This is a genomic window from Marinimicrobium sp. C2-29, assembly GCF_038419845.1.
In the GTDB taxonomy this organism is placed as follows: domain Bacteria; phylum Pseudomonadota; class Gammaproteobacteria; order Pseudomonadales; family Cellvibrionaceae; genus Marinimicrobium.
In genome coordinates this window covers 52,481-71,230 of sequence record NZ_JBCAQT010000009.1, presented here as the reverse complement: position 1 = coordinate 71,230, position 18,750 = coordinate 52,481, and the positions used below count along the sequence as shown (strand labels likewise).

Sequence of the window (18,750 nt, the reverse complement as noted above, 5' to 3'; positions counted from 1 at the left end):
AACCGGGATTAGTAAGCCCGGTGCACACGTCGAGGCGTTTGCTTATTCCACCTGCCAGCGCTCTGGCCAGTAGCGATAGACGTTGTGTCCGAACTGGTCCAGGCGCTCTTGTACTTGTGCCAAATAAGCCAAGCTCTGCGCCTTAGCGGCTTTCTGGTCTCCCACCAGCAGCACATAGTCATTGTCTGCCACCACCTCTCCCGAGGCGTTTTTAAGGACCAACGACACCGTAAACTGCCCTTGCGCATTGCTGGGAAGCAACCACTCGATGTTCGCATAACGGGAAGAGCTATCCGCGCCGACGTCGATGACCTTGTGGCCGGCCACACCGGTTTCCCGGTCCTGGTAGCGAAGCGTCCACCCTAGCGTCAGGGCATCATGTTCGTACTGGTAGTCATTCACCACCCAGATTTGGGCGTTAAAGGCTTCACCGGCCTGCCAGCGCCGGCGGTCAAACTGCAGACTGGGCAATAACGGCTGATAGGTGCGTTTGAGATAGTCAAACGACCGTTTTTTCTCACCATAGTAATCGATGACACCCCATTTGATGTCCGGCCAGTGCGTCATAAAATGGCAAATGGCCACACCGCTCATCTTGGGCTTACGGCGACGATAGGTTTCCAGCGCGAACTGGATCACGGTCCCCTGGGCGATCTGTGTGGCTTCCACAAACTCTTCCAGCGAACCGGTTCGATAATCGTCAAAAACTTCAAAGTTAAGGTTTTTCAGAACATCGATATCAGCCCAGTGATAGGCCCAGCTTACCCCCATTGGCCACAGCTCGTCTTCCGGAATAAACTTCTTCAGACTGTCCACCGAGGGCGCCGAAGCGGCAGTCAGCTCCGGCACAATCGCACAGTCCAACGCCGGGTAGTACTCTTCCATAAACTCCGCACCACCCTGGTAATAGTGCTCGTTGGCGTGAATGGACTCTTTGGGCTTGAAGCCCATATTGACCGCAGACTCCGAGCTGAGCGGCGACGCCAGGCCATAGGGAACGTTGGTGCAACTTTTTACCTCGTCCCCGATCACATCCATCAGATAGCGGTTGCCGCTCTCTTCGTGGGCGCCAGAGAAGAATACCTCTTCACCGCCCATCCAGAAAATTTGGGAGGGGTGATTGCGACGTTCCCGAACAATGGCCCGGCACTCGTGCAATACATCCTTCACAAAGGCATCTTCTTTCGAGTAAGCCTGGGTCGCCAGAGTAAAGTTGGTCCAGACGGTAATACCCAACTCATCGCACAACCGGTAGAAGTCGGGAATCTCTGGCGGGTGCCATCCGAAAATCCGCAAGTTGTTGATGTTGGCCTCCTTGACCATGGCCACCCGATCCTCGTACTTCTTCAGGTTATTGCGCCCATAGAGCAACGAGGGCTGGCCACCCCAGCACGCCGAGCGAAGGAAGTGCCGTTTGCCGTTGACCACAAACGTCCAGGGGTATTCGGTTTCCTCCGGGGTGAACCCTGGATTCATCTCCATTCGAATTTCCCGCAGCCCGATCACTTCCTGCTGCTGGTCACTACCACCGCCCTCTTGCTTGACGCTGACGTCCAGGTTGTAGAGGTTCTGATCGCCCATATCCCAGGGCCACCACAGTTTTGGATCTGTCGCGGTCAGACGTTGTTCAAGGGTGTTTAAACCGGGCTCCAACCGAACGCTTTTCGTTTCACCGGCGGGAGTCGCCTCACAGTTACGCCCGGACAGCGCGAATTCCAGATCCGCAGTCATCGGTTTGTCTCCGTGGTTCCACACCTCCACAAGAACATCCACCGCCGCCTCGCCGGGTTGCGGCAGGCTGACATCAGCACGAACGTTTTTGATTCGCACGGCGTCAGTCGCTTCGATACGGATTGGTCGCCAGATGCCAAAGGGCACCAGGCCGGTAAAGTAGTCCCCGGAGAAGTTGACTTTCTTACCACCACACAAACGATAGTTCTTCGGCGGCGGGTCCAGCTTGATCATCAGCATGTTCGAGCCGTCACGCCAGTCATCAAAATTGATGAAATCGGTGATGTCGAACTCAAATCCGGAGAACATGCCCTCGTGGCGACCCAGGTGGTGGCCATTCAGCCAGACATCACAGCTGTAATCCACGCCCTCAAAGAGTAGCCGAATGACTTTCCCCTTCATGGATTCCGGAACCGCGAACCGGTGGCTGTACCACCACTCGTATTCCTGAGCCCATTTGGCTTTGTGCATATTGCGGCCAAAGTACGGGTCTTCCAGCTCGCCGGTGCGGTACAGGTCAGTGTAGACGTCGCCGGGCACCGTGGCGAAATTCCAGCTGAACGTGGTCCCCTGGTATTCGGCGGGCAAAAGATGCAACTCTTCCCTGATGCCCTGCCCCGGGCGCATTTTTTCCATTTGCCAGCGGTGGCCGCTGAGGTCCAAATTGATTCTAGACATTGATACAACCTCGTTACTGAACGTATTACTCGTAATTAAAATAGACGGCACGTTTTTGCAGATAGTTCTCAATGCCGTAAACGCCGTCCTCGCCACCAACGCCGCTGCGCTTGTGGCCGGAGTGATAACCCTGAATATATCCGGAAATCGGCTGATTCACGAAGACCGTACCCACTTGCATGTGTTGGACGGCATGCATGATTTTCTTGAGGTCATTGGTGAAGATGTAGGACGACAGACCATCCTCCCGGTCATTGGTAATGGCCAGCGCTTGCTCGTAATCCTTGACCCGAATAATGGGCAGCACCGGCCCGAAAATCTCGTCCGTTGCCACTGGCATATCAGCCGTTACCTGAGTCAGTATCGTGGGTTCATACCAGTGACCTTTTTCAAATTCGGAGCCCTCAGGACGCTTTGCACCGATGGCGACCTGCGCGCCTTTTTTGATGCTTTCCTGAACCAGGCCGTTTACCCGCTCGATGCTCGCACCGGTCACGCTTGGCCCCATATCCACCTCCGAGTCCGGGCGGCCGTAGCGAATCTTTTTGACTCGCTCCAGCACCATGGCTTCGAACTTGTCGGCAATGGACTCCTGCACCAGAACCAGCTCGTTACAGATACACACCTGGCCACAATTGGCAAAGCGGGAAATCACCGCGGCATCGGCCGCTTTCTCCAGGTCGGCATCTTCAAGCACCACAAATGACGCCTTGCCCCCCAGCTCAAGTACCAGGCCAGAGACGTTTTCAGACGAAGCTTTATAGATCGCCTGCCCCGCACGTGTGCTGCCGGTTAAAGAGACCAGGCGAGTCATCGGGCTGGAGACCAGGTGGGAGCTAAGGGCAATGCCCGTACCGCTCACCAGGTTCAGTACGCCCGGCGGCAAACCCGCCTCGTGCGCAACCTGGCAAAACAGTGACGCCGTTACCGGCGTCGCCTCGTGGGGCTTGAGCACCATGGTGTTGCCCGTTACCAGCGCAGGGCCGACTTTCCGGCCGATCAACGCCAGCGGGAAGTTGTAGGCGCACAGACCCAACGTTACCCCGTACGGCACTTTTTGAATCCAGATCTGTTCATTGGGGTTATCCGACGGGTATATATTGCCTTCAATGCGCCGGGCGGCTTCCGCGGAGTACGTCAGGTAATTCAGTGTATCGTCGACCTCCCCTTGCGCCTCCGGTGTGGTTTTGCCCTGCTCCAGCACCAACAGGCGAACAAGTTCTTCTCGTCGTGCCTTCAAGCCTTCCACGATTGCCAGCAAATGCCGGCCGCGCGCAATCGCGGGAAGCGACTGCCAGTCCAGTTGAGCCTTTTGCGCACTTTTCAGAGCGCGGTCGGCGTCTTCCACAGTGCAATCGGGGATGGTTGCCCAAACCTCTTCGGTCGCCGGGTTTTCTACGGTGAAGGTGGCGCCATTGGAGGCGTCCACCCACTGGCCATCGATATAACACGGGTAGTGTTGCAGGGACGTAGTCATGATTCTGCTCCTCGTTCACGCCGATTGTTATTGGAATACAAGTATTGAAGTATGTTTTTCAAACAATGTCTTTCAGATAGCCCCTAAATCCCGAGGGCTTAGCGACCGGTGAATTGGGGTGGCCGCTTTTCCAGGAAGGCCTGAAAACCTTCCTCAGCGTCCTGCGTGTCATACAAGCCGTCCGCCAGCGCCTGCTCTCTTGCCAGCCCCTCGGCCAACGGCAGTTCACCGCCGTCCCGAACGGCCCGCTTGCTCGCCGCCAACGCCAGCGCTGGGCCGGCCGCTACCTGCTGGGCATACGCCATCGTTTCTGACTCAAGCGCGTCGGGTTCATAGAGGCGGTTGATCAACCCCCACTGGGCCGCCTCTTCCACCCCAAACGGATCGCCCGATGCCAATAGCTCCAGCGCGCGGGGCATTCCCACCAGACGGGTCAGGCGCTGAGTGCCGCCATTACCGGGAATCAGCCCCAGCTTAATTTCCGTCAGCCCCAAACGGTACGAACCGCGCGCGGCAAACCGAACATCACACGCCATCGCGAGCTCCAGGCCACCGCCAAGGGCGTGGCCGCCGATTTGCGCAATAAAGAACACACCACTGCATTCCATGGCGGCCAGCGTTCGCCGGGCTTGCTCGACCATGGCCTGATTGTCCGCCACGGAATTACTCTGGAACTCCTTGATGTCCGCACCCGCGCAGAAAAACCGATCGCTGGCGCTACGCAACACGGCCACCAAAATATCGTCGCGCTGGTCGACGTCCCTCACCGCGTCGTAAAGGGCTTGCTGTACCGACAGGTTGTAAGCGTTCGCGGGCGGGCGATTGAGTGTGATTTGCGCGACGCCCCGGGCCACGCTAACGGAAACGACAGTCTCAGCGTTGGGCGCCATGGGGAGCCTCCTTTACAGACTCTTGTTTTATGGCGTCACTGTGCTCTCCCAATGCCGGCGCGGCGAGGCTGGAAGTAAGTGGCTCATTGTTAAATCGGATCGGACAACGCGTGGTCTGGTACTCAAAGCCACGGCTATTGGTCACGCTTTGCAACATGGATAACGCTTTAATGCCGTCATGCTCAACCAGCTCGCGCCAGTTCAACACCGGTGCGCACCAAATGTCCGCCGGCTCCAATATGCCCAGCCAGTGTTCAGTGGTTTGAGTGTTCAGGTGCTCGGCCAATATTTTTTTGATGGGGTCCCGCAGCTCAAACCAACGGCTCGGATCGGCGTACGCTTTTAACGGCTCGCACGCAAACAGTTCCGCCAATGCGGTAATGGAGCCCATGGCCAGTGCCAAATAACCGTTTTGCGTTTGGTAGAGTCCATAGGGGGCGGCAACCAGTGAGTGGGCGGGGTTCTGTTCGCCACGACTGACCGGTTCACCATCCTGATAAAACAGCGTCAGCGGCTCGAACTGAAAGTCCAATATCGCTTCGAGCATACTGACTTCAACACGCGTCCCTTCTCCACTGACCAGTGCTGCCAGAACGCCTTGCACCAATTGCGAGCCCGCCAGGTAGTCGGCGATAGCCAGTCCCATGGGCACCGGGCCGTCACTCTCCGCACCGCTGAGCTGAGTCAACCCGGACAACGCTTGAACCAGAAGGTCCTGACCGGGTTTGTGACGCCAGGGCCCGTCCGCCCCGTAGCCGGAAATCTCGCCGTACACCAGCGTCGGGTTGGAGCTCTTCAGGGTGTCATAGTCGAGGCCGAGACGGTTCATGACACCGGGGCGAAAATTGTGAACAACTACATCCGATGCCGCCACGAGCCGAGAGATCAGCGCATAGTCCTCCGCGTTTTTGAGGTTAACCCTGAGGCTTTCCTTATTTCGGTTTATGGCCTGAAAAAACGCCGACACGCCATCGAGATTCAACTGCGGAGCGTAGATTTTCCGCGTTAAATCACCCTGCTCATGGTGCTCCACTTTTATGACCCGCGCACCCAGGTCACTCAGCCTCAAGGTGGCGACCGGGCCGGCCAGAAACTGGGTAAAGTCGAGGACACGTATCCCCTCAAGTGGTCTGGTCACAGCGAGAACTCCTTCGTAATGCTTTCGGTCGAATCGCCCAAGACCGGTGCCGCCCGGGAAGAAAACAGCTTTTCCCCGTTGATTCGGATGGGGCAGCGAGTCGTCCGCAGACTGACCGTGTCTCCCCGGGAGACCGTCTGCTCCATTTCCAAAACCTGGTAAGCCTCTTCTTCCGTCAAACGCTGATGGTCGAGCACGTCCGAGCACCAGTAGCCCTCTGGCTCCAACACCGAGAGCCAGTGGCGTGTGGTCTGCGTGCGCAAATGTTCGGAGAGGTGGGCCTTGATGTGATCGCGGTGGTCAAACTGCGCCTGGGGCGTATCGAACGTCTCCAGGCCGGTACAACCGAGGGCACGGCAGAGTGTCTCCAGGGAGCCCATAGAGAGCGCGATATGACCATCGGCGGTTGGGTAAATGCCGTATGGCGCACCGAGGTAGACGTGCGCTCCAGCCACCGCGCTTCGCTGGGGCAGTTGCTGCCCCTGATTCAGAAATACCGTCAGCCCTTCGAACTGCAGATCCAGTATGGACTCCAGCAAACTGACGCTGACCTTGCTGCCCTGTCCACTTCGTCGGCGTTGCACCAGCGCGGCAAGAATGCCCTGCGCCAAGTGGGTGCCGCACAGCATGTCCGCCACTGCAATACCAAAGGGCGTGGGCGGTTTATCCGCCGTGTTGCTCAACCAGGTCAACCCGGATACCGATTGCGCCAGCAGGTCCTGACCCGGCCGGTCGCGCCAGGGGCCTGACTCGCCATAACCGCTGACCTCACCGTACACAATGCTCGGGTTCAACTCGTAGACGCTGTCATAGTCCAGCCCCAGACGATCCATAATGCCCGGGCGAAAGTTATGGGTCATCACATCCGCCTGTGCCACTAGGCGGCGCACCCGCTCCAGGTCGTCCGGATCCTTCAGGTTGGCTGTAAAGCTTTCCTTGTTACGGTTGATGGTGTGAAACAGGACGGAATCTCCGTCCGCCCACAGGTTTTTGGTCGCCGACTTCCGACAGGCATCGCCAGCGCCCGGGCGCTCGACTTTGATCACCCGCGCGCCGAGGTCTGCCAGTCTCAAACCGGCGTATGGCCCCGCCAAATACTGACTGAATTCGAGAACCGTCAGGCCCTCAAGCGGCAGTTTCATACGTTCAGCCTTTCGGGGTTTGGTACAGTTTATTCAGGTGCCTCAACAGCGCCTTTTCGTCGCCCCCGTCCATCAGGTACTCGCGAATCGGGGCGCCGGCGTTGTCCTGAAAATTCATATGGCCGTGGTATCGGGGCCGCAAAAACGCGCGATCCAGTGCTGGCAGCGTATCGACAAAGTAATTGTCGGAAACCTGGTTGGCGGTTTCATCCAACCATGCCTGGCGATAACCCGGCTGACCACCAAATTCAATATAGAAGCCTTTCTGCATTTCCGCATTGGCGACAAACCGGGCGTATTTAGCCGCTATCTCTTTATGGCTGGAGCTGGCAGAAATGGCCAGGCCTGTGCCACCCAAAGTGGTGCGACAGCGCTCGCCGTTTTCCAGCACCACTACGTCCGCAAACTTCACGCGCCGACGGGCGTAATTGGGCTTGGCATAGTTTGCATACCCATAGGCGAAGGGGCAGTAGGCGAAATCGTCGGTTTGCGTCATTGCCTCGTAAACTTTGATGGGGTTCCAGTCAAAGCACTGGCGATCCAGGTGTACGGACAGGTCACGCAACCGCTGCAGGGCTTCGGTGCCAACGGCCTCGCTGACCACTTCCCCGTCGCTCACGCAGGGGTCTTCCCCCAGGGTGCAGCACAGCATGTAGAAGTTCATCAACGTATCCTGCGGAATCGAGGGCACGGCCACCTTGCCTTGCCTGGCCAAGGCCATCAGATCATCCCAGGTCTGGGGCATGCCCGCGCCCGCCTCTTCCAGCAAGTCCATACGCGCCGAAGCCACCGGGGTGGCGGCATCAATGGCCAAGGCCCACTGTTGATCGGCATACCGGTAGCTTTCGTGGGAATGGCCAACCGTGTTGGCCGCCTGGTCTGCGAGAAAGTCCTCACCCACCCAGTCTTCCAGAGGCACAATCACCCCGGTTTGAGCGGCAAAGCCGGCCCAGGGGTGGTCGATGACCAGCAAGTCATACTCTCTCGCCAGCTCATCAATGGGCTGGTCCGCAAAGGCCTGCAGGGAGCGTTTGCTCCAGGTAATGCGCACCCCCGGATTCAACTCTTCAAAGCGTTGGGCCGTCGCTGTCATGGGCACGTAGCCCCGGGTATGCCCCCAAGTGATGCCTTTTAATTCAGTAACCGATTGACTCATCTCAACTCCGCTCAATTCATTCATATATAAATGATTAATTCTATGGTAAATTGTAGACAGTCAGCATACAATCATTTTTGTCATTCATTGACGAGTTCCAGCAAGCCAAGTGGAGCCCCTACCGGGAGTTTGCGATACTGCCGACACTTAACCGACGGAGCCCTTACGCAACGATGAACCGAACCACCAAATACTCTGCCCCGGCCCTGGACAAGGGGTTGGATATCCTTGAGCACCTGTCCGACAACGTAGCCCCCTTGTCACAAGCGGAGATCGCTACCGGCTTGGGGCGCAGCCCCAATGAAATCTACCGGGTTCTGGTGGGGCTGGAGGCACGCGGCTATATCCTGCGGGACGAGTCCTCCGGCAAATATCGCTTATCACTAAAGTTGTACACGCTCTCGCACACCCACTCCCCCATTGAACAACTGACGCAAGCGGCGCAGCTTCCCATGATGGAGCTGGCCGAGACCGTGGGGCAGTCCTGCCACCTGAGCGTGCCTTACGAGGGAAAACTGATGGTGGTCAGCCAGGTAAAAAGCCCCGAGCCAGTGTCGCTCTCTATCTCCGAGGGAACCCTGTTTCCCCTCTTCTCGACAACCTCCGGGCGCGTGCTGCTGGCGCACTACAGCGAAGAGCAGCTCGAAAAGCTGCTGATCGACGCCGGTCAGGAACCTCACCTCAGCGACGAACAAAAACAGCAGTTCCTCGCCGAACTGGAGACCATCCGGCGGGACCGCTACCACTTCGCCCCCAGCGACATCACCATGGGCGTTACGGACTGCGCGGCCTTTGTGGGCATGGCGGGTTCGGGGCTGACGGCGGCGGTCGCCGCCTCCTCGCTCACCTCCACCCTGGGGCGCCACCACGACCGGGAGTCCATTGTGGCAGCGGTGCTCGCCACAGCGGACAAGATCAACCAGCGGCTGGGCATCCACCGAGCCGGTTAACAACCTTGCACCCTTATTGTACACTGACAATTGTCTACACTAAGGGTGTGCTATGTATTTCCGCCTGTTTTCTTCATTTTCTGGTTTTGCTCATGTCTATCTCGCTTATGACGGGTTGCTCTCAGGCGCCTGCACGTCCGACCTTTGCGCAGGATTTAGCGCTTCTCTCTCGCCACCAGTCCCCGGTCGTATTGGAGGATGGCCATCGAAAAGTGATGGCTCTCGCCGAGCTACAAGGTCGGGTAATGGTGAGCACGGCCCGCGGGGACCAAGGAGAAAGCCACGGCTGGATCAACCGGGACTATTTGGCGCAAGCCGAACGGGTGTCCGGTGCGGCGGTCGGTGGCGCAGACCGGCTGAGCTTCGGGCCGGAAACGGGGCCCTATTCATTGTTTTTTGAGCCGGGCGTTGAACAAACGGGGGATAACGTGCGCTTTCAACCCGCCATCTCCACGCAGCGCTATCAACTCCTCCACCGCACCGCCACAGAAGCGGTGTTCAGCCAACAGGTACAACTGGAGAGCTATCAGGGGCAGGTGCTTGATCTGGACGTTAAGCGCAGTATCCACCTTCTCGACGCCAACCATATCGAAAACGCGTTGAAGGTCGAGCTTCCCCAGGGACTGGACTACGTCGGCTTCAAGGCGCAAACGGAAATCACCAATACCGGGCGCGCCATGAGGGACGAGACCGGCCTGATCTCCCTGTGGCACCTGGGTGCCTTTGAGACCAGCCCGCACAACACCGTCGTCATTCCGACCCGAGGGCAACCGACAGGAGTAACACCCTATTTCAACGACACCCGCGCGTCTCACACGACAGTAGTGGAGGGTACTGTGTATTACCGGGCCGATGCCCAGTACATGAATAAAATCGGCCTCCCACCCGAACATACCCTGCCCATGATGAGCGCATGGGACCCGGCCCTGGAGCGGCTCACGCTCGTGGTCTTTTCCTTTGATCCGGCCGCCAAACGCTACGTCAACTCCACCTGGCTGCCGGGGGCGCTTTCTCCAGAGCAAGTGCCCTATCAAGGGGATGTGATCAACGTTTTTAATGACGGCTTAATGGAGGACGGTAAACGTTTCGGTCCATTTTACGAGCTCGAGTCCTCCTCCCCCGCCCTACGGCTCACACAGGGCGAAAGCGCCCGCCACCAGCAGACCACCCTGCACTTTCAGGGTGATCGGCAAGCATTGAACAGGCTCGCACAAGCAACGCTGGGCCTAAGCCTGGACACCATAGAGCACCAGTTTGCGCAGGCCGCCGATACAACCGACTAACTAACGGGAGAAATAGCAATGGCCACTATTCTGATTACCGGTGCCAACCGGGGCCTCGGCCTGGGGCTGGTGCAACAATACCTCGCCCAGGGGCACCAGGTACTGGCGACCCACCGCCCCGGCAGTAGCACCGAGGGCTGGAAAGGACTGGCGGAAAGCGCCAGCGGGCAGCTGACGCCGGTAGAGCTGGACTTACAGGACGACCTATCGATTGAACAGTGCGCTCAGCACCTCAAGGCGGCGGGTCCTATCGATATCATGATCAACAACGCCGGCACCACCAACCACCAGCCTCTGGGAAGCTGGACACGAGCCGCCTTTATCGACAGCTACCAGAGCAACGCAGTCGGGCCGGCACTGCTAATACAAGTTTTGCGAGACAACCTCACCCAAGGCGCCCGCCTTATCCAGCTCAGTTCCGGCCTGGCGTCAATTGCGGAAAATATCGGGGCCGACGGACCGTTTGAGGAATACGCCATGAGCAAAGTGGCGCTGAATCTGCTGACCCACAGGCTTGCGCACAAACTTGCGGAGCGGGGCATCATTACTGCGGCGATCAGTCCCGGCTGGGTCAAAACCGATATGGGAGGCAACGAGGCGCCGACGTCCGTAGAGCAAGCTTCACGAGCGATCGTCCAAACCATCGGACAACTCCGACCCGAGCAGTCCGGTGGCTTTTTTGACTTGGATGGATCGCCTATCCGCTGGTAAGGCGGCCAGATTGGCAATCAATGTCAGCGATTCCTCGTCTGTGGCTACTAAAAGCGGATCAAAACCTCTAAAAACGGTCCAAAATGCCAAATGAACCCCTCCTGTTGGCCAGTTATGGCTCGCCCGTTTCCGGGCGGGCTCATCCTCCATAAGGCCTCTCCCCTAGCTCTACCCCCCTGAACCCCGCCTCCCGACGGCTCTGAACAGCCGCAATCGCTGGTAACTCTTAGCTCACCCCTTGCAATTCAATCAAAACACAGACATTATTATGTTTATTGTATACAATAATTGCACATAATTTATGGCTAATAACACGCAATATTCTTTGTTTTCCCGCCTCTTCAGTGAGCCCGGAAGCGTTTATACCCGCCTCCTGGAGGACATCGCCCAGAGGGTGTTCGTCAGTGGCGACCGCCTGGTGACCACCGCCCTGGCGCAACGCTATGACACCAGCATCAACCCGGTGCGGGAAGCCCTCAAGCAACTGCAGGGCGAAGGTCTGGTGAGTTTTCAGCGCAACAGTGGCGCGCGGGTCATGCACTTTGAGTACTCCACCATGCGCGACGTCTATGAACTGTTGCAGCTGCTGGAACCCTATTTACTGGACTGGTTTATCGAAGAGCACACGGAAGCCCCGCTGGCCCGCCTGGAGGCTTTGCTCGAAGAGATGAAGGCGCTCACCGCCAAAGACGTCGACCAGTTCAAGGAGCTGGACACCCTGTTCCACTGGGAGATGTACCGCCACCACTACAACCGGGATGTGGTCGACCTTTGGAAACGCCAGCGGCTGAGACTGCTGGCGCTGCACGCCAACATGCCCATCAGTGACTCGCGTATTCAAGCCGCCATTGATGAGCATAAAGCCATCATTGCGCCACTGCGTCAGCGTGACAAACCCTCTGCCCGCGCCGCGCTGGTCCAACACATTCACAACGGCGGGGACTATTGGTCCCGGCAGGTCACGTCACGCCTATGAAAATTACCGCCATCAAGCCCTACGCCTTTTGGCTAGGCTTTCGAAACGTCTGTCTGGTCAAGGTTGAAACCGACGAGGGAATTCACGGATGGGGCGAGTCCGGGCTTTCGGGTCGCGAACGGGCCGTCGTGGGGGCCATTGAGCACTTCCGGGAATTTCTGATCGGGCGGTCCGCCACCGATATCGGAGCGCTCTGGCAAGAGATGTACCGGAGCCAGTATTTCGAGGGTGGACGAGTGCTCTCCGCCGCCATTTCCGCCATTGATATCGCGCTTCATGACCTGCTGGGTAAAGCCCTGAACCAACCGGTGTATCAGTTGCTTGGCGGCAAGCAACGCGACCGTATTCCTCTGTTTATCACCTCCACCCTCGCCTTCGGCGAGGCTTTTGTAGACGACCTTCTGCAAAAGCAGAGCGAGGGCTGGTCCGTCATACGAGCCACCACCGGTGAACACGGTCGCCCGGGCCAGGCCACCGAATTTGACCCGCGGCGCTCACTGGCCAGCGCGGCGCACTGGTTGACGCGCGCCCGAGAGCAACTTGGCCCGGAAACCGTGTTGGGCATTGACTACCACCACCGACTGTCCGTGGCGGAAACCCTGTCTTTTTGTCAGCGCATGCCCACCGGCACTCTGGACTTTCTGGAAGAGCCCATCCGGGACGAAAGCCCCGCCGCATACCAGGCCTTACGCCAATCGGTCGATATCCCCCTGGCCATTGGTGAAGAGCTCACCAGCAAGTGGGCCTTTGCGCCCTACGTGAATCAGAACCTGACGCAGTTCGGGCGTATTGATTTATGCAATGCCGGCGGGTTTACCGAAGCGGCCAAAATCACCGCGATGTGCGAGAGCCACTACATTGACATGATGCCGCACAACCCGCTAAGCCCGCTGTGCACGGCCGCATCTGTTCACTACTGCGCGGCCATTCCCAACCTTGCCTGGCTTGAGCTCTCCCCCTACGACGGAGACATGAGCGAACATGAGCGGGTTTTCGGAACCCTACCGACCCTGAGCGACAACCACTTCACGGTCAGCGATTCCCCCGGCCTGGGTATTGACGTCGATGAGGCCGCCATCCAGTCGCAAACCTTCAACTTTTGGGAGCCACCACGGTTGATCAAGCCGGACGGCTCCTACACCAACTGGTAACCCCCAATAACAACGCGGTATCCATCTTATGAGTGCATCCGAGCAACCCCACAAGCCCCGTAAAAAAGGCACCATCCTGGCGCTGATTTTCATCAGTGTGGTCATCAACTACATGGACCGGACCAATATTTCGGTGGCCGCCAGCGCGATGTCGGAAGATCTGGGACTGTCGACGGTACAGTTGGGCATCTTGTTTTCCGCCTTTGCCTGGACCTACTCCGTTATGCAAATACCCGGGGGCATGGTGGTCGACTTGGTAAAAACCCGAATCCTTTACCCGTTTATTCTGGTGGTTTGGTCGATGGCCACTCTTATCCAGGGACTGGTCAGTTCAATGGCCGCACTAGTGGGCTGCCGCATGGCCATCGGTTTTTTTGAAGCACCCTCCTACCCCGCCAACAATAAAATTGTGACGCGCTGGTTTCCTGTGGAACAGCGAGCCAGCGCCATTGCGATTTACACCTCGGGTCAGTTCATTGGGTTGGCTTTCTTAATGCCGGTACTCGCCTTTATTCAGGATCTGTTTGGTTGGCGTGGTCTGTTTATCGTTTCGGCCCTGATCGGTTTCGTTTGGGCGGCGGTCTGGTTTTTTGTGTACCGGGATCCGGACGAAACGCCGCGCGAAGCGGGAGAAAAGCCTCTGCTGGCTGAGCCTCAGGCCGGCCTTTCCTGGCACAACCTGAGGGTGGCCTTCTCCAACCGCAAACTGTGGGGCGTCTACATCGGACAATTCTGCCTGGGCGGAACGCTGATCTTTTTTTTAACTTGGTTTCCTACCTATCTGAAAGAGTACCGGGGCTATGACACATTGGATACCGGCCTACTCGCCTCCGTACCTTTCCTGGCCGCGTTTTGTGGCGTACTGCTATCCGGCTTTTTCTCCGACTTAATGGTGCGTAAGGGCTTTTCCAACGAGCTTGCCCGCAAGGCCCCTATTATTGTCGGCTTGCTGCTATCCAGCTCCGTGATGGGCGCCAACTATGTGAACTCCACCTTCTGGGTGACATTCTTTCTGTCACTCACTTTCTTCGGGAACGGCCTCGCCTCCATTAATTGGGTGTTTGTATCATTACTGGCGCCAAAAAACATGATCGGCCTGGTGGGCGGTTGCTTCAATTTTATCGGTGCCCTCTCGGCCGTTACCGTGCCCGTGGCCATCGGCTTTCTCGCCAGCGAAGGTGACTTCCGACCGGCCCTGTTCCTGGTGACCGGTCTTGCAGTGGTCGGCCTACTCTCCTACCTGTTTTTGGTCGGCAAAGTCGAGCGTATCCAACTGCAGCCCAAGTTGTCCGAGGAGTCAACGTCATGAGCTTTATGACCTTTGGCGAAATCATGTTGCGGCTGACGCCCGGCCGCCATCTCGACACGCTGCCCCAAAGTCAGGCACTCAATATGGATTTCGCCGGGGCAGAAAGCAACGTTGCCAGCTCTCTGGCCCTGTTGGGGCACCACTGCCACATGGTCACAAAAATCCCCGACAACCCGGTCGGGGAAGCGGCAGTAGCAAGCCTGCGTCGCTTCGGCATCGACACACGCCACATTCAACGAGGCGGGGAACGCCTGGGAACCTACTTCATTGAAATGGGCACCTCCATCCGCCCCTCTCGTGTCACTTATGACCGCGCTTACTCCGCTCTCGCGCAAATGGCGCCCGAAGACTTTGACTGGAATACCGTTCTCAAAGGGCAGCAGTGGTTGCATTTATCGGGCATTACCCCGGCGATTTCCCCGCAATGCGCGGAGGCCACCGTCGACGCGGCCCGCACCGCCAAGGCCATGGGATTGTCCGTCAGTTTTGATTTGAACTTTCGCCGCACGCTGTGGGAGAGCCCCGGAAAAGCACGGGACTACTTCGAGCGCATTCTCGAGCACACGGACCTCGCGCTGGGGAACGCAGGCGTTATGGCCGACGTTTTTGGCGAGCAGTACACGGGTGACGCCCCGGCCGTTGCCACTGCGGCGGCGACCTCTCTCCGAGAGCGGTTCGGTGTCGACGCTGCCACCACCGCCCGGAATCATCACGATGCCAATCACAACACTGTGGCTGGTGTTCTAGTGTCGGACGCTGGTCTCCATCTGTCACAACAGATCAGCGTCGGGATTCTGGATCGCCTAGGGACCGGCGATGCCTTCGCGGCCGGTTTGATTCACGGCTACCTCAATAGCTGGCCGGAACCCATCCGAATTGAGTTTGCCGCCGCCGCTTTCGCGCTGGCCCACACCATTGCTGGAGACCAGCACTGGTGCTCGGAAGCAGAGATTCAACACATCGCCGACGGTCACCACTCCGGTCACATTATTCGCTAGCGGGAGCGCTCCATGAGAGAACAAATCGTGAAACGACTGATTGCCGAGAAGCTCGTTGTGATCATCCGTGTCAAGGATCCCAACGAGATCGACAACATTGTGCAATGTATTGCCGACGGCGGAGGCGGCGCGGTGGAGATCACCAGCAATACGCCCCTTTACACTTCTGCGATTGCCCGCATCAAGCGGCAGTTCCCCCAGCTTTTGGTGGGAGCCGGCACCATTACCGACCCGGCGCTCGCCCAGGAAGCCATTGACGCCGGGGCTGAGTTTCTGGTCACGCCCAACACCTCCGAGTCTGTTGTGCGCACCGCACATGCGGCTTGCATTCCCGTCGTGATGGGCGCCATGACCCCCACTGAAGTCCACGCCGCCCAAACGGCCAGGGCTGACATCGTCAAACTGTTCCCCGCTGGGAATCTTGGCCCTGAGTATCTCGCTGCGCTTGCTCGTGGGCCCTTTTTACACACCCCTTTTTTCCCCGTTGGCGGCATCGACGAAACCAACGCTCACGAATGGATGCAAAACGGCGCGATTGGCGTCGGTGTCGGGGGAAGTCTGGCCTGCCCGGTTCACACCGAACTAGAAAAAACCGAGCTCACCGGCCGAATCCGGCAGCTGATCACTGCGTTACATTCAGATAACTCTCAATAACGGAGCCTCTCATGAAAAAAACTCATATAGCTCTGGGTCTTTCACTGGCATTGCTAGGCGCCTGCGAAGCTCCAGAGAAAGACGCTGTCTCACAGACGCCCGTACAAAAACCAAAGACACTGGAAACGCTGTTTGCTTTCGACAAAAGGTCCCTGCCTGACGCTCTGAGTGTGAACAACGCCGAGATAGAGTCCGTGGCCTCGCCAGACAATGGCCGGGCGGCGCGCATCCGCCTGAAAGCCAAAGCGCACAAAGAGGCCGGGTTCGAATTCGTCCCAAACACGCCATGGGACTGGTCTTCTTACGGTCCCTTCGCACTGGCGCTGGACATTCAAAACCCACTCAATGAGTCGACCCATTTGTACCTCACCGTCACCGATGGCGAGGGGCAAACGCACAACCGCAGTTTTGCGGTGCCTGCCCACAGTGACACCTCCTATTACATGGAGCTTAAAGGGCACGATCTCGACGTCGATTCCGGGCTGCGCGCCAACCCACCGTACTGGATAACCGACGACACACCCATTGACTGGCGCTGGGGCACCAAGAACATCAATCTGTCCGAGGTGCAGAGCGTGAGCTTTTCGGTGCGCGGCCTGCTCAGCGACCGCACACTAGTCATCGACGACGTGCGCTTGCTCGCGGAGCCTGAAGTAGACACGAAGTACCTGACCGGTTTGGTGGACCGGCTTGGGCAAAACGCCAAAGTAGACTTTGAAGGCAAAATTACCGACAAATCAGAGCTGGGCGAGCAGCGCAAACGCGAGCAGAAAACCCTGCGGGATACCCCCTGGCCCGAACGCTCCCGCTTTGGCGGTTGGAAACAAGGGCCGCAGCTCGAAGCGACCGGTTACTTTAGAACAGCCAGGCACGAGGGCAAATGGTCTCTGGTGGACCCGGACGGTTACCTCTTTTTCTCCCACGGCATTGCCAATGTCCGCATGGCCAACACCTCGACCATGACCGGCTACGATTTCGACCACAAATTCATTGAGCCGCGCGCCAAAGACGACTTCACTCCGGAAGACTCCAAGGGGCTCAACCAAGTCAGCGAGGAAGCGGTCCCCAGTCGACATGTGGAGTCCGAACTGCGCGCCGACATGTTCCAGTGGCTGCCCAGCTACGATGAACCGCAGGGCAAACACTTTGGGTACCGCCGTTCGGTGCACTCAGGTCCGCTGAAACAGGGGGAAACCTACAGCTTTTATCGAGCCAACCTGGAGCACAAATACGCCGACAGCCACCCCGAGGGCTTTATGGCCGCCTGGCGCGAGACGACGGTGGACCGGATGTTGAGCTGGGGCTTCACCTCCTTCGGGAACTGGCTCTCCCCCGACTTTTATCAGATGGACCGTATTCCCTACTTTGCCAACGGCTGGATTATCGGCAATTTCAAAACCGTTTCCAGCGGCAATGACTACTGGAGCCCCCTGCCCGACCCGTTTGACCCCCACTTTGCCGAACGGGCCGATCAAACCCTGAAACAAGTGGCGGCAGAGGTCCAGAACAGCCAATGGTGCGTCGGGGTCTTTATCGACAACGAGAAAAGCTGGGGCTCCAGCGGCTCAGTCACGCAGCGCTACGGCCTGGTGCTGAACACGCTGGGACGGGACGCACAGGAGAGCCCGACCAAGGCGGAATTCTCGCGCTTGATGCGCGAAAAGTACCCGTCCATCTCAGCGCTCAACAAGCAGTGGGGCACCGCAGTACCTGACTGGGAGGCGTTCGAGCGCGGCGTCACTCTCTCTGACTACCCGGACGCCTTGCAGGACGATTTGTCGACACTGCTTCATCACTACGCCAACGAGTACTTTGCCATCGTCGCGAAGGCGGTTGAGAAGCACCTGCCCAACCACCTCTACATGGGGGCACGCTTTGCGGATTGGGGTATGACCCCCGAAATTCGCACCGCAGCCGCCACTCATGCCGACGTTATGAGCTATAACTATTATAAGGAAGGCCTTCACCCGGAGTTCTGGCAGTTCCTCGAAGAGGTCGACAAACCAAGCATCATCGGCGAGTTCCATATGGGCGCCTCGGACAGCGGACTGTTCAACCCCGGCCTGGTGCACACAACATCTCAATCCGACCGAGCGGCCACCTATAAGGCCTACATGAACAGCGTGCTCGAGAACCCCTATTTCGTGGGGGCCCACTGGTTTCAATACCTGGACTCCCCGCTGACAGGGCGTGCGTACGACGGAGAGAACTACAACGTCGGCTTTGTCAGCGTCACCGATCGCCCCTACCCGGAAATGATTGAGGCCGCGAAGGCGTTTAACAAACGGTTATATGAGGTACGTTATGTCAAGCCGTAGCGGGCCTGGCCATCAAGGAGCCTCCTTTCCCAGTCCAATTTGAGCCGGGGATATGACACGAGGATACATCTAATATTTTGTCTACAATTTTCTATTGACAATCGGCTTTTAGAGTAGGAATATGAGAGTTGTGGTGCAGTCCACCGCTCTACGTCTCGGAGCCCAGCAAGAGGCTCCACAACCAATAA

Annotated in this window: 15 protein-coding genes; 9 read left to right on the top strand and 6 right to left on the bottom strand. The window is 57.9% G+C overall.

Translation table 11 applies throughout. The features are described from left to right. Positions 1 to 42: 42 nt before the first annotated feature. From AAE484_RS10270 to AAE484_RS10245, 6 genes are all read right to left on the bottom strand, one after another. On the bottom strand, positions 43 to 2,409 hold the full coding sequence (locus AAE484_RS10270) for a glycoside hydrolase family 2 protein (protein ID WP_341938296.1): 2,367 nt from the start codon (positions 2,407 to 2,409) through the stop codon (positions 43 to 45). Positions 2,410 to 2,434: 25 nt separating this feature from the next. Further along, the gene (locus AAE484_RS10265) at positions 2,435 to 3,886 is read right to left on the bottom strand and encodes an aldehyde dehydrogenase family protein (RefSeq protein ID WP_341938295.1); all 1,452 of its coding nucleotides are present in this window, start codon (positions 3,884 to 3,886) and stop codon (positions 2,435 to 2,437) included. 98 nt (positions 3,887 to 3,984) lie between these two features. Beyond that, positions 3,985 to 4,776, bottom strand: coding sequence for an enoyl-CoA hydratase/isomerase family protein (locus AAE484_RS10260; protein ID WP_341938294.1), 792 nt, complete (start codon positions 4,774 to 4,776; stop codon positions 3,985 to 3,987). Further along, the gene (locus tag AAE484_RS10255) at positions 4,760 to 5,914 is read right to left on the bottom strand and encodes a CaiB/BaiF CoA transferase family protein (RefSeq protein WP_341938293.1); all 1,155 of its coding nucleotides are present in this window, start codon (positions 5,912 to 5,914) and stop codon (positions 4,760 to 4,762) included. The genes AAE484_RS10260 and AAE484_RS10255 overlap by 17 nt, the downstream gene beginning before the upstream one ends. Next, complete coding sequence (locus tag AAE484_RS10250) at positions 5,911 to 7,056, bottom strand: CaiB/BaiF CoA transferase family protein (RefSeq protein ID WP_341938292.1); 1,146 nt, start codon at positions 7,054 to 7,056, stop codon at positions 5,911 to 5,913. Before AAE484_RS10250 ends, AAE484_RS10255 begins: the two co-directional genes overlap by 4 nt. Positions 7,057 to 7,060: 4 nt before the next feature. Further along, the gene (locus tag AAE484_RS10245; protein ID WP_341938291.1) at positions 7,061 to 8,212 is read right to left on the bottom strand and encodes an extracellular solute-binding protein; all 1,152 of its coding nucleotides are present in this window, start codon (positions 8,210 to 8,212) and stop codon (positions 7,061 to 7,063) included. Between the two features lie 173 nt (positions 8,213 to 8,385). Here AAE484_RS10245 and AAE484_RS10240 point away from each other — a divergent pair, with 173 nt between their 5' ends. The 9 genes from AAE484_RS10240 (at position 8,386) to AAE484_RS10200 (ending at position 18,562) form a co-directional block, all read left to right on the top strand. Next, positions 8,386 to 9,162, top strand: a complete 777-nt coding sequence (locus AAE484_RS10240; RefSeq protein ID WP_341938290.1) for an IclR family transcriptional regulator — start codon at positions 8,386 to 8,388, stop codon at positions 9,160 to 9,162. 92 nt (positions 9,163 to 9,254) lie between these two features. Further along, complete coding sequence (locus AAE484_RS10235) at positions 9,255 to 10,445, top strand: DUF6786 family protein (protein WP_341938289.1); 1,191 nt, start codon at positions 9,255 to 9,257, stop codon at positions 10,443 to 10,445. Positions 10,446 to 10,463: 18 nt separating this feature from the next. Next, the gene (locus tag AAE484_RS10230) at positions 10,464 to 11,156 is read left to right on the top strand and encodes an SDR family oxidoreductase (protein WP_341938288.1); all 693 of its coding nucleotides are present in this window, start codon (positions 10,464 to 10,466) and stop codon (positions 11,154 to 11,156) included. Positions 11,157 to 11,457: 301 nt separating this feature from the next. Next, positions 11,458 to 12,132 (top strand): GntR family transcriptional regulator, encoded by a 675-nt coding sequence (locus tag AAE484_RS10225; RefSeq protein ID WP_341938287.1) that lies wholly within the window; start codon positions 11,458 to 11,460, stop codon positions 12,130 to 12,132. Beyond that, on the top strand, positions 12,129 to 13,283 hold the full coding sequence (locus tag AAE484_RS10220; RefSeq protein WP_341938286.1) for a mandelate racemase/muconate lactonizing enzyme family protein: 1,155 nt from the start codon (positions 12,129 to 12,131) through the stop codon (positions 13,281 to 13,283). The genes AAE484_RS10225 and AAE484_RS10220 overlap by 4 nt, the downstream gene beginning before the upstream one ends. A 28-nt stretch (positions 13,284 to 13,311) precedes the next feature. Continuing rightward, positions 13,312 to 14,592, top strand: coding sequence for an MFS transporter (locus tag AAE484_RS10215; protein WP_341938285.1), 1,281 nt, complete (start codon positions 13,312 to 13,314; stop codon positions 14,590 to 14,592). Then, on the top strand, positions 14,589 to 15,590 hold the full coding sequence (locus AAE484_RS10210; RefSeq protein WP_341938284.1) for a sugar kinase: 1,002 nt from the start codon (positions 14,589 to 14,591) through the stop codon (positions 15,588 to 15,590). Before AAE484_RS10215 ends, AAE484_RS10210 begins: the two co-directional genes overlap by 4 nt. 12 nt (positions 15,591 to 15,602) lie before the next feature. Continuing rightward, positions 15,603 to 16,244: a bifunctional 4-hydroxy-2-oxoglutarate aldolase/2-dehydro-3-deoxy-phosphogluconate aldolase gene (locus tag AAE484_RS10205; protein ID WP_341938283.1), complete on the top strand. Its 642-nt coding sequence runs from the start codon at positions 15,603 to 15,605 to the stop codon at positions 16,242 to 16,244. 11 nt (positions 16,245 to 16,255) lie between these two features. Then, complete coding sequence (locus tag AAE484_RS10200; RefSeq protein WP_341938282.1) at positions 16,256 to 18,562, top strand: agarase; 2,307 nt, start codon at positions 16,256 to 16,258, stop codon at positions 18,560 to 18,562. Positions 18,563 to 18,750 lie beyond the last annotated feature (188 nt).